The sequence below is a fragment of the Shewanella mesophila genome (assembly GCF_019457515.1).
GTDB lineage: Bacteria > Pseudomonadota > Gammaproteobacteria > Enterobacterales > Shewanellaceae > Shewanella > Shewanella mesophila.
Genome location: NZ_CP080421.1, coordinates 1,045,346 through 1,060,910 on the forward strand (window position 1 = coordinate 1,045,346; position 15,565 = coordinate 1,060,910).

Consider the following 15,565-nt stretch of genomic DNA (forward strand, 5'->3'; position numbering starts at 1 on the left):
TCGAGCAACTAATGTATCGAGCTGACTGGTTTGTACCAAAGGGAGTGAAGTTTGCTTTTACTGAGCGAACAGGTGGAGTCAGTCAGCCCCCATTCGATAGTTTGAATTTAGGAACTCATGTTGGTGATCAACTGCCGCTAGTCCTACAAAATCGTCAGTTCCTATTGCAACAGCTTTCGTTATCGAGTGAACCTGCTTGGTTAGAGCAGGTTCATGGTACTGAGGTAGTCGACCTCGATATTGATAGCAATAGAACGGCGGATGCCAGTTTATGCCGCACGACCAATCATACCTGTGTGATCATGACAGCAGACTGCTTGCCGGTGTTGATCTGCGATAAGTCTGCAACCCAAGTGGCGGCAGTTCATGCAGGTTGGCGTGGCTTATGTGATGGTATTATTGAAAAGGTCATTGCACAATTTGATGCCTCGCCAAATGAGCTTTGTGTTTATTTAGGACCTTGTATTGGCGTCAATGCATTTGAGGTGGGTGATGAAGTTCGGCAACGGTTCATCGACAAACATCAACAAACAGAATCCTTTTTTATCCCGCGAGCCGACAAATATCTTGCCGATCTTCAAGGTATCGCACGTTATCGGGCTCAGCTAATGGGCGTGAATAATATCTATAACCTGCCACATTGCACCTTTGAGCTTAAAGATCGTTATTTTTCCTATCGCCGTGAGCCAGTGACAGGACGAATGGCATCTCTAATTTGGTTAGAAAAGTAGCAATTTTTTGTCGCTATTCGTCGCAAATTGCTTGAATTAGGCAAAAAAGCCCCCATCTTTAAGTTAACAAAATACTGAAGGTAAACTTCATCCGTTAATTAGGAGGCTGTATGCGACTCGATCGTATGACAAATAAATTTCAGATAGCAATCTCCGATGCGCAATCGTTAGCGTTGGGGCGCGACCATCAGTTCATTGAACCTATTCATTTAATGATGGCATTGCTAAATCAAGACGGTGGTTCAATTCATCCATTATTAACTCAGGCGGGGATATCTGTTAGCACATTGCGCTCTTCGCTCAGCCAAGAGTTAGAGCGTTTGCCGCAAATAGAGGGCACTGGAGGAGATGTCCAGTTATCTCAGGCTTTGATTCGCTTGCTCAACCTGTGTGACAAGCTGGCACAGAAGCGTAACGATAAGTTTATTTCTAGCGAGCTGTTTGTTCTGGCTGCGTTAGAGGGGAGCGATCCTCTCGCGCAATCCCTTAAAAAGGCTGGTGCTACAAAAGAGTTACTTGAACAGACAATACAGCAAGTTCGCTCGGGTAAAAATATCGACGATCCCAATGCTGAAGATCAGCGTCAAGCCTTGAAGAAATTCACCGTAGATCTTACAGAACGAGCAGAGCAAGGTAAGCTTGATCCTGTTATTGGCCGCGATGATGAGATCCGTCGTACCATCCAAGTGCTTCAACGTCGAAGTAAGAATAATCCAGTATTGATTGGCGAACCTGGTGTGGGTAAAACTGCAATCGTAGAGGGTTTAGCTCAACGTATTATTAATGGCGAGGTGCCAGAAGGTATTAAGAATAAGCGAGTTCTGTCACTCGACATGGGCTCTTTGGTTGCAGGCGCTAAATATCGTGGTGAGTTTGAGGAGCGATTAAAAGCGGTTCTCAATGAGTTATCCCAAGAAGAAGGCCAAGTGATCCTCTTTATCGATGAGCTGCATACTATGGTCGGTGCGGGTAAGAGTGATGGTGCCATGGATGCGGGCAATATGCTTAAACCAGCATTAGCAAGAGGGGATCTTCATTGCGTCGGCGCGACGACTCTCGATGAGTATCGCAAGTATATTGAGAAAGATGCGGCCCTTGAGCGTCGATTCCAAAAGGTATTGGTTGAAGAGCCAAATGTTGAAGATACCATCGCTATTTTGCGTGGCCTAAAAGAGCGTTACGAATTGCATCATCACGTTGAAATTACCGATCCTGCAATTGTTGCTGCAGCCAGTATGTCACATCGCTATATTTCCGACAGAAAACTGCCTGATAAAGCAATTGATTTAATCGACGAAGCTGCATCCAGTATTCGTATCCAGATTGACTCGAAACCAGAGCCGTTAGATCGACTCGAGCGCCGCGCGATTCAGCTTAAACTCGAAGAGCAAGCTTTGAGTAAAGAGACTGATGAAGGTAGTTTACGTCGGTTAAGTATTTTGCGCAGCGAATTGAGTGAGGTTGAAGCAAAAGCTACCGAGCTAAATGAAATTTGGCATACTGAGAAGGCCGCGCTTGCGGGAACTCAGCATATCAAGTCTGACTTAGAGCAAGCTAGAATGGATCTCGAAGTGGCTCGACGTGCGGGTGATTTAACCCGAATGTCTGAGTTGCAGTATGGCCGTATTCCTGAGCTTGAAAAACAACTCGATCTGGCATCTCAAGCAGAAATGCAGGACATGACCTTACTGCGCAATAAAGTGACAGATGTGGAAATCGCCGAGGTACTTTCTAAAGCGACAGGCATTCCAGTATCTAAAATGCTTGAAGGTGAAAAAGAAAAACTACTGCATATGGAAGATGCGTTGCATACCCGTGTTATCGGTCAAAATGAGGCGGTTGATTCTGTGGCGAATGCCATTCGTCGTAGCCGAGCTGGGCTCGCCGATCCTAATCGTCCTATTGGGTCGTTTTTGTTTCTTGGTCCCACAGGGGTCGGTAAAACGGAGCTTTGTAAATCCCTCGCTAAGTTCCTATTTGATACTGAAACAGCAATGATTCGAATTGATATGTCAGAGTTCATGGAAAAACACTCGGTATCTCGCTTAGTTGGTGCACCTCCTGGTTATGTGGGTTATGAAGAGGGCGGCTATCTTACTGAAGCGGTTAGACGTAAACCGTATTCGGTGATCTTGCTTGATGAGGTAGAGAAAGCGCACCCTGATGTGTTCAACATTCTGTTGCAGGTGCTTGATGATGGCCGATTAACCGATGGGCAAGGTCGCACTGTTGATTTCCGGAATACCGTGGTGATCATGACATCTAACTTAGGTTCAGACATTATTCAAGAACGGTTCGGTGTAGCGACTTATGCCGAAATGAAAGCAGAAGTCATGAATGTTGTGACCCATAGCTTCAGACCCGAGTTTCTTAACCGTGTCGATGAGAGTGTGGTGTTCCATCCATTAGAGGCTGAGCATATAGCTCATATTGCTGAGATCCAAATGGATAATCTTAGAGCACGTTTAGCAGAGAAGGATTTTGAACTTCAAGTTAGCGATGAAGCCATTGCGCTTATTGCACAGGCTGGATTTGACCCTGTATACGGTGCGCGTCCATTGAAGCGTGCATTACAACAAGAAGTTGAAAATCCGTTGGCGCAAAAAATACTCAGCGGTCAACTAATACCGGGTAAACCGATTAAAGTGGAGAGCGCTGGAGGTGAGTTGGCTTTTAGCCAGTAAACCTTTTTGCAAAAAAGCATTAAGCGTATGTCGTTATGAGCCGTCGATATCTTAGCTTTGTTATTTTTGTGAATTAAAAACTAAGCATCAACAGGCTCTATTAAAGGTTCGAACCCAGATCCAGGGTTCGAACCTTTTTCATTTTATAGCATAAAGAATCTACATTATTCTTTGCGGTAAGCTTGAAAATCGACTAGCTTGCAATGAGCAGTTGTTAATTTGATTTCAATGCATTGAAGGAGTAATGGATGAAAACAAAATTAGTCATTGTCTCAGCTCTAACGTTAATGATGTTTGGTTGCAGCTCCTCACCAGAGTCAGCCAAGACAGATGATGGATATATTGCCGTAGGTAACGTTGAGTTCGATAGCCTGTACCATTATGGTTATAACCTTGGCTGTCGTAGTGCGGGGATGGTTAAGCGGGATAATAGCGGTGGTAGTGTTGAATCGATGAAAGATCCCGTGCTTGATGGGTTAACTGAATTTGATAAAGGCTGGGGGGCGGGAACCACCGCATGCCAAGACGGTATCAGTCACTCTATGTACACAGTTAAGTGATTATAGTTAGTAAAACAGACTCATTTGAGTCTGTTTTCATATTGAGTCAACTATTAACGCTACTTAACGCAGAATAATCGAATCCGTTCCTTTTGAGATGCAATTTGAGCTTGCCTCTCTTCCTCTGTCATTCTTTCCATCTCACCACTTTGTTCATTTTTGCGAGTAAGGCGGGTATGTGTTTCAAGTACATTAAGTTGATGCTTAGCACTGTCACATATCATCTTGGCCTGCTCTTTATCTTTACGGTTTATTTCAGCTGCCGCGACTTCTAATTCCGTTTTTTCCGCTTCTGCGGGCGTTGCCATTTTGGGGGCAACTGAGCCGACCTTTTTCGGTTCAAGATCTTCACTGTAGAGTTTCTCGGTTTGTTTTTCTGGTGGCATCTCTTGGCTATAGTGGGGTACGCCTTTTTCGTCGACCCATTTATAGATGGTTGTCGCGAAAACCGTCGGGCTCATCAAGGCTATAAACAACAAGGTATAGTAACTTTTCCAGATCATGGTACCGTCCATATATTTAATAAACATTTTTAAGAAGCAATAGTAACTGTGGTATCTGAACTTAAAGTCGAGCATTTATCAATATTCAGGCTATTGAACAAAATATCAGCGTTAAATTTGTGTTATGTTTTGTTCACTCAAGATAACTCTGCCTTCAATTATATGCAAAATTTAAACAAACAGGCGTCTAAGAGCCGCGGTATCTACCTACTCCCCAACTTATTAACGACAGCTGGACTGTTTTCGGGCTTTTATGCCGTTATAGCATCGATGAATGGTCACTTTGAGTCTGCCGCTATTGCTATCTTTGTTGCTATGTTATTCGATGGGCTGGATGGTCGAGTTGCAAGAATGACAAATACCCAAAGTACATTTGGCGCCGAATACGACAGTATGGCCGACATGGTGTCGTTTGGCGTGGCCCCAGCAATAATTGCTTATAATTGGGGACTTGCTGACATAGGTAAAGTGGGTTGGCTGGCAGCTTTTATCTATTGTGCGGGAGCTGCGCTGCGTTTAGCGCGCTTTAATACGCAGGTTGGCGTTGCTGATAAACGTTATTTTCAAGGTTTAGCAAGTCCTGCGGCGGCAGCCATTATCGCGGGGGCGATCTGGACCGGAACTTATTACGACATTACAGGTAGTCAGGTGAGTTACCTGCTTACATTGCTGACCGGAGGCGTTGGTCTATTAATGGTAAGTAATTTTCGGTATTACTCCTTTAAAGACTATGACTGGCGAAGTAAGGTCAACTTTATTGTAATACTTGCTTTAGTTGGGCTATTCGTCATTGTGTCTGTCCAACCTGCGACTATTCTCTTCGGCGCATTTCTTCTATATGCCGTCTCTGGACCTATCTACACAATACGTAGAGTTAAGAAACTTAAGGTAAGCGACGTGGTGGGTGATGATGACGATGTGATTTCTGAGGAGCCTTGTGATGCTGTTGAAAATGCATCAGAGCAGGTCGAAGGAGGCCGTAAACCCTCATCGCGCTCAAACGATTAACTCTGAGAATGCTAATAGTTAAATCTTTAAATAAGATTTTTGGCAGGGTCGTCATTTGTGTGCCAGACTTATTCTTCCGCTAAGGCTTAACTAATCATACTTAACACTGAGTGTTAGTGAGAGTAAGGTGAGCAATAAAGCTGGAATTAAAAAGGCGTGTTGCTTAATTGCTTTGTAATTGTTGCATTTTGTGTGAGATTACACTGATTCTGAATGGTTTTGTTTGAAAAGTGAGCGTTCGCTGGGTTTGTGTAAAAAAGCCCTTGCGCCCATCCGAGAACTCCCTATAATGCGCATCCACTGACACGGCACAGCAGGCCAACGAGTTAGCGACAAGCTAGATTGTATGGGACTTGCAGCGGTGTTAGGGATTCAAAATCGCAAGCGATTTGAATGTGGTGGTAAGCGCTTCGGTAGGCTTCCAGTGTTGATTGATAATTACATTAGTGGTTAACAAATCATCGCTTGGAAAACTTCTTAAAATAAGCACTTGACGCCGACAATGGGAAGTGTAGAATACGCATCCCTAAGCCAACGACCTAGCGTCAACGGCGGCTAAATGAACGAGTCAATCGTCATGTTAGCCACGCTCTTTAACAAGATGAAACAAGAAATCTGTGTGGACACTCACAGGTGTTGAGTTATTCGAAATTGCTTTTCTGTCTTCGGATGTAAAGCAATCAAAAATTTTACTCAATGTAAGATGAGTGTTCATAGCAATATGTACAACATGTTAGAGATTCTTCCGAGTCTTTAATGTGGAATCAGAATTCATTGAGCCGAAGCTTTAAGCTTCAACAAAACTTTAATTGAAGAGTTTGATCATGGCTCAGATTGAACGCTGGCGGCAGGCCTAACACATGCAAGTCGAGCGGTAACAGGAATTAGCTTGCTAATTTGCTGACGAGCGGCGGACGGGTGAGTAATGCCTAGGGAACTGCCCAGTCGAGGGGGATAACAGTTGGAAACGACTGCTAATACCGCATACGCCCTACGGGGGAAAAGAGGGGACCTTCGGGCCTTCTGCGATTGGATGTACCTAGGTGGGATTAGCTAGTTGGTGAGGTAATGGCTCACCAAGGCGACGATCCCTAGCTGTTCTGAGAGGATGATCAGCCACACTGGGACTGAGACACGGCCCAGACTCCTACGGGAGGCAGCAGTGGGGAATATTGCACAATGGGCGCAAGCCTGATGCAGCCATGCCGCGTGTGTGAAGAAGGCCTTCGGGTTGTAAAGCACTTTCAGCGAGGAGGAAAGCTTAAGCGTTAATAGCGTTTAGGTGTGACGTTACTCGCAGAAGAAGGACCGGCTAACTTCGTGCCAGCAGCCGCGGTAATACGAGGGGTCCAAGCGTTAATCGGAATTACTGGGCGTAAAGCGTACGCAGGCGGTTTGTTAAGCGAGATGTGAAAGCCCCGGGCTCAACCTGGGAACTGCATTTCGAACTGGCAGACTAGAGTCTTGTAGAGGGGGGTAGAATTTCAGGTGTAGCGGTGAAATGCGTAGAGATCTGAAGGAATACCGGTGGCGAAGGCGGCCCCCTGGACAAAGACTGACGCTCATGTACGAAAGCGTGGGGAGCAAACAGGATTAGATACCCTGGTAGTCCACGCCGTAAACGATGTCTACTCGGAATTTGGTGTCTTGAACACTGGGTTCTCAAGCTAACGCATTAAGTAGACCGCCTGGGGAGTACGGCCGCAAGGTTAAAACTCAAATGAATTGACGGGGGCCCGCACAAGCGGTGGAGCATGTGGTTTAATTCGATGCAACGCGAAGAACCTTACCTACTCTTGACATCCAGAGAACTTTCCAGAGATGGATTGGTGCCTTCGGGAGCTCTGAGACAGGTGCTGCATGGCTGTCGTCAGCTCGTGTTGTGAAATGTTGGGTTAAGTCCCGCAACGAGCGCAACCCTTATCCTTATTTGCCAGCACGTAATGGTGGGAACTTTAGGGAGACTGCCGGTGATAAACCGGAGGAAGGTGGGGACGACGTCAAGTCATCATGGCCCTTACGAGTAGGGCTACACACGTGCTACAATGGCAAGTACAGAGGGTTGCAAAGCCGCGAGGTGGAGCTAATCTCACAAAGCTTGTCGTAGTCCGGATTGGAGTCTGCAACTCGACTCCATGAAGTCGGAATCGCTAGTAATCGTGGATCAGAATGCCACGGTGAATACGTTCCCGGGCCTTGTACACACCGCCCGTCACACCATGGGAGTGGGCTGCACCAGAAGTAGATAGCTTAACCTTCGGGAGGGCGTTTACCACGGTGTGGTTCATGACTGGGGTGAAGTCGTAACAAGGTAGCCCTAGGGGAACCTGGGGCTGGATCACCTCCTTACCTATACGACTAACTTAATGTTTGTTGAGTGTTCACACAGATAACTTGTTCTTGTTAGAGCAGGTGGCACGTCTTAACGGCGATGCTTGTTCTTTAAAAATTTGGAAAGCTGATAGTGTTAATGTGAAAGGGATAATGACGTACTTGTACGTAATTATTTGTAGCATTGACGCGAAAATTAAAATTGAGTTCTCAAACACTTAAATCAAGTGCCGAATCATTCCCTTTAATTAGGATGATGATTCATGAGTATTCTTTTGGCGAAAGTAAACACCATTAGTTGCGATACAACATCAAGCTTACCCGCTTGATAAAGTTTGTTTCCTTGTGAAACTCATTTGGGTTGTATGGTTAAGTGACTAAGCGTATACGGTGGATGCCTTGGCAGTCAGAGGCGATGAAGGACGTAGTAACTTGCGAAAAGCGTTGGCGAGCTAGTAACAAGCATTTGAGCTAACGATGTCCGAATGGGGAAACCCACTAGCATAAGCTAGTATCACAACATGAATACATAGTGTTGTGAGGCGAACGAGGGGAACTGAAACATCTAAGTACCCTCAGGAAAAGAAATCAACCGAGATTCCCCTAGTAGCGGCGAGCGAACGGGGATTAGCCCTTAAGCGTAGAGGGTGTTAGTGGAATGTGTTGGAAAGCACAGCGGCACAGGGTGATAGCCCCGTACATGAAAACTAACTTTACGTGAAAACGAGTAGGACGGGACACGTGACATCTTGTCTGAACATGGGGGGACCATCCTCCAAGGCTAAATACTCCTGACTGACCGATAGTGAACCAGTACCGTGAGGGAAAGGCGAAAAGAACCCCTGTGAGGGGAGTGAAATAGAACCTGAAACCGTATACGTACAAGCAGTGGGAGCGGTTCTTGAGACCGTGACTGCGTACCTTTTGTATAATGGGTCAGCGACTTACATTTTGTAGCGAGGTTAAGCGAATAGCGGAGCCGTAGGGAAACCGAGTGTTAACTGCGCGTTTAGTTGCAAGGTGTAGACCCGAAACCCGGTGATCTAGCCATGGGCAGGTTGAAGGTTGAGTAACATCAACTGGAGGACCGAACACACGTATGTTGAAAAATGCGGTGATGACTTGTGGCTGGGGGTGAAAGGCCAATCAAACCGGGAGATATCTGGTTCTCCTCGAAAGCTATTTAGGTAGCGCCTCGAGCGAATACCATTGGGGGTAGAGCACTGTTAAGGCTAGGGGGTCATCCCGACTTACCAACCCTTTGCAAACTCCGAATACCAATGAGTACTACTCGGGAGACACACGGCGGGTGCTAACGTCCGTCGTGAAAAGGGAAACAACCCAGACCATCAGCTAAGGTCCCAAAGTTATTGCTAAGTGGGAAACGATGTGGGAAGGCTTAGACAGCTAGGATGTTGGCTTAGAAGCAGCCATCATTTAAAGAAAGCGTAATAGCTCACTAGTCGAGTCGGCCTGCGCGGAAGATTTAACGGGGCTAAGCAATACACCGAAGCTATGGGTACTAGCGCTTGCGCTAGTGCGGTAGAGGAGCGTTCTGTAAGCCGTTGAAGGTGAAGGGGTAACCCACGCTGGAGGTATCAGAAGTGCGAATGCTGACATGAGTAACGATAAAGGGGGTGAAAAACCCCCTCGCCGAAAGACCAAGGGTTCCTGTCCAATGTTAATCAGGGCAGGGTGAGTCGACCCCTAAGGCGAGGCCGAAAGGCGTAGTCGATGGGAAACAGGTTAATATTCCTGTACTTTTGCTAACTGCGATGGAGAGACGGAGAAGGCTAGGCTAGCGCGGCGTTGGTTGTCCGCGTTTAAGGCAGTAGGTGGTGCACTTAGGCAAATCCGGGTGCACATACACTGAGAGTTGACGACGAGGTTCTACGGAACTGAAGTAGTTGATGCCATGCTTCCAGGAAAATCTTCTAAGCTTCAGGTTAGCAGGAATCGTACCCCAAACCGACACAGGTGGTTGGGTAGAGAATACCAAGGCGCTTGAGAGAACTCGGCTGAAGGAACTAGGCAAAATGGTACCGTAACTTCGGGAGAAGGTACGCTCCTGTTGGTGATGAGACTTGCTCTTTAAGCTGACGGGAGTCGCAGATACCAGGTGGCTGCAACTGTTTATCAAAAACACAGCACTGTGCAAACTCGCAAGAGGAAGTATACGGTGTGACGCCTGCCCGGTGCCGGAAGGTTAATTGATTGGGTTATCTTCGGAGAAGCTCATGATCGAAGCCCCGGTAAACGGCGGCCGTAACTATAACGGTCCTAAGGTAGCGAAATTCCTTGTCGGGTAAGTTCCGACCTGCACGAATGGCGTAATGATGGCCACGCTGTCTCCAGCCGAGACTCAGTGAAGTTGAAATTGCGGTGAAGATGCCGTATACCCGCGGCTAGACGGAAAGACCCCGTGAACCTTTACTATAGCTTGGCACTGAACATTGACCCTACATGTGTAGGATAGGTGGGAGACTTTGAAGATGAGACGCCAGTCTTGTTGGAGTCAACCTTGAAATACCACCCTTGTAGTGTTGATGTTCTAACTCTGGCCCCTGAATCGGGGTTGAGGACAGTGCCTGGTGGGTAGTTTGACTGGGGCGGTCTCCTCCCAAAGAGTAACGGAGGAGCACGAAGGTTGGCTAAGTACGGTCGGACATCGTACGGTTAGTGCAATGGCATAAGCCAGCTTAACTGCGAGACATACACGTCGAGCAGGTACGAAAGTAGGTCATAGTGATCCGGTGGTTCTGAATGGAAGGGCCATCGCTCAACGGATAAAAGGTACTCCGGGGATAACAGGCTGATACCGCCCAAGAGTTCATATCGACGGCGGTGTTTGGCACCTCGATGTCGGCTCATCACATCCTGGGGCTGAAGTCGGTCCCAAGGGTATGGCTGTTCGCCATTTAAAGTGGTACGCGAGCTGGGTTCAGAACGTCGTGAGACAGTTCGGTCCCTATCTGCCGTGGGCGTTGGATGATTGAAGGGAGCTGCTCCTAGTACGAGAGGACCGGAGTGGACGAACCGCTGGTGTTCGGGTTGTCATGCCAATGGCATTGCCCGGTAGCTACGTTCGGAATCGATAACCGCTGAAAGCATCTAAGCGGGAAGCGAGCCCTAAGATGAGTCATCCCTAGAGCTTTAAGCTCTCTAAAGGGCCGTAGGAGACTACTACGTTGATAGGCAAGGTGTGTAAGCGTTGTGAGGCGTTGAGCTAACTTGTACTAATGACCCGTGAGGCTTAACCATACAACCCAAAAGGGTTTCTAACTAAGTGAATACTTAGCGAAAGAATACAGCCACTTGATTTAGTGTGACTCAATTTTAAAACTTCCTGCTTAGGCGGGAACAGCTTTCTAAATTTCCAAATTTGTCTGGAAACCATAGCATTGTGGCACCACCTGATCCCATCCCGAACTCAGAAGTGAAACGCAATCGCGCCGATGGTAGTGTGGGGTCTCCCCATGTGAGAGTAGGTCATTTCCAGGCGCCTATTTATTCTCGAAAGAGAGTCGATAAATCCCCAGCACTTTGTGTTGGGGATTTTTTCGTTTAACAGCTTTTGAAATGACCACTCGAACATGGGGAAGTAAATAGTCCGAACGTAGTGAGGTGCATTTCCATGTGAAGTAGGGCGAATATCGCGAGAGCGATGTACTTATGGCTAAAACATATTCCCGACACTTTCAGCATTCCCTACATCCATGTAGGTCAGCGCGAAGCTTTAGCGTAGCTGGCCATGACTGGCGCCTAATAAAGCAAAAAGCCCTAGCCTAAAAAGCTAGGGCTTTTTGCTTTCTACGCTCCGCGAAGCTGTTACTTCACATGCAGCCCAAAGCTGCTTACGCAGTGTGGGCCCCTCAGCTAGCAGCCTAGCTGCTTGCTCTGACGCTTGGAGCAACTTCAGTAGTGATACGAAAAGAGTGATCTCTTTATGTCGTAGAGAGTGGGCAATAGTGACTAAGTATTAAGATGAAATGGTGTGATGTTGTAGAGAGTAATGGCATCTTGATTAGTGTGGAGGAATATCTGAAGGTAGGACATATGCAGTGTTTTTATAATACATAAGAAGCTGGAGGCTATTGCTTGGTGCATTCTGAGTGTTCAATGATTTTGCGAGAAAAGGGTATATAGCGTGCGGGTTGGTAAGTTACTAAACAGAAAGCTAAGCGTGCAGCTCTCGCTTTTTGCTTAAAATCCGCATCAACACTGGTAATATTAACGGTCTTGCATGAAAAAGCTGCAGTTAAGCCATTTAGTCATAAAAAGTCCTTTACCTTTTAGAGTCATTTTTGCATAATGCCCCACGTCAACAGGGGTGTAGTTCCAATTGGTAGAACAGCGGTCTCCAAAACCGATGGTTGCGGGTTCGAGTCCTGCCACCCCTGCCAAATTCTAGAAGGCCTAGCAGAAATGCTAGGCCTTTCTTATTTTTTAATATTTATTTTCAACGATGCCAAACCCTAGTGTTAACTGGTATCCTGTGTTGAGTGGTTAACTCGGGGTATTAGATGAATAAATCAGCTTTTTTAGATGCGATGAAGATTACACGTTGGCGGGTCGCTGATAATACGGTTAAACTGTATCTAGTTTTGCATGATGGTGATATCCCCGATACATCCTTGGTGACATCAATATTGGATTTGTTAGGCGTGGATATACAAGCTTGCAGATTTTCCAATAAACCTATTCGTGGTGTTGAGGTCGTCTGGGACATGCGTGAACACAAGACGCGTCCAAGGGTTGCCTGGGTGTCGAGTTCGCCATTGTCTGATTTACAATCTTCGTCACAGGAAAAACGCCAGCTATGGCGGCAAATTATCGATCATTTAGAGAAACAGGGTTTAGATCGTTAATGGCGTTAACCTGATCCTCTCTTCTTATATAAGATCATTAATCGATTTATTTCATAAGTTTTCATATTTGTTTCTTGTTAGTTCATATTCATCCTAATAGCTATTCATAAGTTTTCCATATAGTCATCCTATTAATAAAAGCAGTAAATATAGGATGATAAACATGAATACAAAACGTCATATAGCTCAATCAATCTTGTTAAGTGGATTACTCTTTTCAGCTTTGCCCTTAAGTGCTACTGCTGCAGATGGTGAACTCTTCGGTGGAAGCATCAATGGTAATGTTACTTTCGCTTCAGATTATGTCTTTCGCGGTGAATCAGAAACCATGGACGGCGACGTCCCTGTAGTTCAGGGGACGCTTGGATGGGGAAATGATGCAGGCTGGTATACTGGCGTATTTGCATCCAATATCAAATTTGCAGACCCTAATCTGGAAATAGTTACAGCGCCTTATATAGGTAAAGCGGGTGAGTTTGGTGATAGCGGTATAAGTTATGATGTCATGGTCTTCTCTTATCTTTATCCTGGCGCGTCTTACTCAAACTACACTGAGTTATGGATTAAGGTTGGTAAGCAATTTGGTCGTGCTAACTTGCAACTTGAAGTGACGCCGACGGTTGATGACTGGTTTGGTGTGGATGGTTGGCAAGGGGTTAACTACGCGGTACATCAAAGCTATACATTTGATAATGGGTTGAAAGTTTCTGGTAGTCTAGGTTATCAGGACTTAGACGGTGAAGGCGCTGAAGGTTGGGGACATTGGAATCTTGGTGTGAGTAAGGCCTATGCTGGGATTAATTTCGATGTGCGTTATCATGGCAGCACAGTGGATTCTGATCACAAGGTTTACGGTACACAAACAAAAATCTTCGATGATCGAATTGTTGCTGGTATTAGCAAAAGCTTTTAATCGTCACCTTGGTTGAGTTTTCTTCATCTGGGCGTGGATCTGTTTGTGGATATATCGCTATTCAGATCCATGCTTTGTCAGCCCGTTGAGTTAAACATTGTGTATATTCTTTATATGCAAATATGACAGAATATTAGTAGTTGAGAATATTATTTGATAGCTTATCGGGATCGATAAAATGACACATAGTGGGTTGCCTAATACTGTACTTGTTGTAGATGACGAAGCCGTTATACGTGCTCGTTTGAAGGGGTATTTTGAGCGTGAAGGCTATCGAGTGCTTGAGGCTGCTGACGGTGAGCAGATGTGGCAACAATTTGCCAAACAACATATCGATTTGGTGATGTTGGATGTCAATTTGCCTGGTTTAGATGGATTGAGTTTAGCGCGTGATCTCAGAAGTCGTTCAGATGTTGGGATCATTTTAGTCACCGGACGTGATGAAACCATAGATAAAATTGTTGGCCTTGAGATGGGCGCCGATGATTACGTCACTAAGCCATTTGAATTAAGAGAACTGTTAGTGAGGGTCAAAAACTTACTTTGGCGTATGTCTCTGGTTAAAAAGGCACAGCAAGAAGTGGTTGCACAATTTGAGCGTAATGACGACCAAATTGTTTTTGATCAATATATCTTGGAGTTAAATAGTCGAAAGCTCAAAAAAGGTGAAGAAGTGATTAAACTCACTAAAGCAGAGTTTGAACTACTGACCGCTTTTGCATTGCACCCACAACAAGTCATGTCTCGAGAGCGGCTAATGCAGCAAACGAGTCATAGAAGTGAAGATGTTAATGATAGAACGATAGATGTCCTGATTCGCCGCTTACGCAATAAGCTACATACAGAACTATTCGTAACGGTTCATGGTGAAGGCTACTTATTTGCCACTAAAGTTGAGGATTAGTGGGTTGAGTCACCCGGTAAATAGGATAGAAATCGGCAGGCGCTAAACTGTTTTCTAGCGCATTGAGTTTTACGTTCCCTTGTTCTAATGCTTGTATTTTTGGCCCTATATCACCAAATGCTAGGGCTCCTTCGAGTTCTTTTACGACTACATCAATCGCCAGTTTACCTTGGAGCACAACTTGGTCGTCACTGCTAAAAGCAACTTTGTGGCGATAGAGTCCGCGTAGCGTTGCTGGGGATGAGTAGCTGCTAATAAGCTTAACTTGTTCAGTAAGATCTAAATGTCGTAAAGAGCCGATGGCTGCTTCAACTGCAACTGCACTGCCAAGAATATAATTTGGTATATGATCTTTGAGTAGGTTATGGAGCTGGTCGCGATACAGATCGCGATTATTATCGGCGTGACGGATCGAAGACACTTCGACAGGGCTATCGGCTATTGCATCAAGAATACCTTGTTCGACCCAATCACTACCGCCAACCTTTTCTGGCCCAGTGAGCAGTGCTAGCTTTATGGGCGATGAGGATTGCGATTGCGTTACCGATTGGCTGATGTAGTTGCCTGCCGTCCAACCCATTTGGTACCAATTTACCCCTATTCGAGTCTTAATGACTGAGCTATCGAGTCGGTTAACTAATGCGAGTATGGGTTTGTTGATATCTCCTTGATAATTTTTAAGAAGGTTCGGATCGACTGTCCCCAATAATATGGCATCGAAAGGCTGGTTGAGGCAGTTTTCTAGTTGTTTTAGTTGCTGCTCTTTTCTGTAATAGCTACCAGCTTCAAATAACTCTAAGTTGATACCTAGATGCTTAGCTTGTGAAACTAAGCCGTAGTCTATACCGATCCAATAGGCGTCCTTAAGATGGGGGACTAGCGCGCAAATTCGCCAAGGTTTTTTGGCGGTCGCGAGTGTTTTATATTGGATGAGGTTTGAAGTCTGAATTCTGTTATTGAATGGTGTACGTTGTTCTAATACCCATGATGAGTCCGTAGCAGCATCAACAGAAGATGTTAATATCCCTAAATAAGCTATGAGTATGTATATGAGTGGTCGCAT

At 45.7% G+C, this 15,565-nt stretch carries 9 protein-coding genes, 1 tRNA gene and 3 rRNA genes; 11 read left to right on the forward strand and 2 right to left on the reverse strand.

What is annotated here, in order from left to right:
* Positions 1–11: 11 nt before the first annotated feature.
* The 3 genes from pgeF to K0I73_RS04670 all read left to right on the forward strand — a co-directional run bounded on the left by pgeF (position 12) and on the right by K0I73_RS04670 (position 3,975).
* On the forward strand, positions 12–731 hold the full coding sequence (pgeF, locus tag K0I73_RS04660; RefSeq protein WP_220063359.1) for a peptidoglycan editing factor PgeF: 720 nt from the start codon (positions 12–14) through the stop codon (positions 729–731).
* Positions 732–841: 110 nt separating this feature from the next.
* Positions 842–3,415, forward strand: a complete 2,574-nt coding sequence (gene clpB / locus K0I73_RS04665) for an ATP-dependent chaperone ClpB (RefSeq protein WP_220063360.1) — start codon at positions 842–844, stop codon at positions 3,413–3,415.
* Positions 3,416–3,663: 248 nt separating this feature from the next.
* Complete coding sequence (locus tag K0I73_RS04670; protein ID WP_220063361.1) at positions 3,664–3,975, forward strand: hypothetical protein; 312 nt, start codon at positions 3,664–3,666, stop codon at positions 3,973–3,975.
* A 59-nt stretch (positions 3,976–4,034) separates the two neighbouring features.
* Here the strand turns inward: K0I73_RS04670 and K0I73_RS04675 are convergent, their stop codons facing one another.
* The gene (locus K0I73_RS04675) at positions 4,035–4,478 is read right to left on the reverse strand and encodes a DUF4124 domain-containing protein (RefSeq protein ID WP_258405296.1); all 444 of its coding nucleotides are present in this window, start codon (positions 4,476–4,478) and stop codon (positions 4,035–4,037) included.
* 162 nt (positions 4,479–4,640) lie between these two features.
* On the opposite strand from K0I73_RS04675, the gene pssA reads away from it, so the two are divergent.
* The 8 genes from pssA (at position 4,641) to torR (ending at position 14,502) form a co-directional block, all read left to right on the forward strand.
* Positions 4,641–5,486 (forward strand): CDP-diacylglycerol--serine O-phosphatidyltransferase, encoded by an 846-nt coding sequence (gene pssA, locus K0I73_RS04680; protein ID WP_220063362.1) that lies wholly within the window; start codon positions 4,641–4,643, stop codon positions 5,484–5,486.
* Between the two features lie 806 nt (positions 5,487–6,292).
* Positions 6,293–7,835 (forward strand): 16S ribosomal RNA (locus tag K0I73_RS04685).
* A 349-nt stretch (positions 7,836–8,184) separates the two neighbouring features.
* Positions 8,185–11,078: ribosomal RNA gene (locus K0I73_RS04690) — 23S ribosomal RNA — on the forward strand.
* Positions 11,079–11,202: 124 nt separating this feature from the next.
* Positions 11,203–11,318, forward strand: a 5S ribosomal RNA gene (gene rrf / locus K0I73_RS04695).
* Together the 16S, 23S and 5S rRNA genes form the textbook arrangement of a ribosomal RNA operon.
* Positions 11,319–12,143: 825 nt before the next feature.
* Positions 12,144–12,220 (forward strand) — tRNA-Trp (locus K0I73_RS04700).
* A gap of 120 nt (positions 12,221–12,340) precedes the next feature.
* Positions 12,341–12,685 carry a DNA polymerase III subunit psi gene (locus K0I73_RS04705; protein WP_220063363.1) on the forward strand — a complete coding sequence of 115 codons (345 nt, stop codon included), beginning with the start codon at positions 12,341–12,343 and terminating at the stop codon, positions 12,683–12,685.
* A gap of 163 nt (positions 12,686–12,848) precedes the next feature.
* On the forward strand, positions 12,849–13,598 hold the full coding sequence (locus tag K0I73_RS04710) for a TorF family putative porin (protein WP_220063364.1): 750 nt from the start codon (positions 12,849–12,851) through the stop codon (positions 13,596–13,598).
* Between the two features lie 193 nt (positions 13,599–13,791).
* Positions 13,792–14,502: a two-component system response regulator TorR gene (gene torR / locus K0I73_RS04715; protein ID WP_286670430.1), complete on the forward strand. Its 711-nt coding sequence runs from the start codon at positions 13,792–13,794 to the stop codon at positions 14,500–14,502.
* On the opposite strand, the gene torT is transcribed toward torR, so the two are convergent.
* On the reverse strand, positions 14,486–15,565 hold the full coding sequence (gene torT / locus K0I73_RS04720) for a TMAO reductase system periplasmic protein TorT (protein WP_220063366.1): 1,080 nt from the start codon (positions 15,563–15,565) through the stop codon (positions 14,486–14,488). The two genes, torR and torT, sit on opposite strands and share 17 nt — an antisense overlap.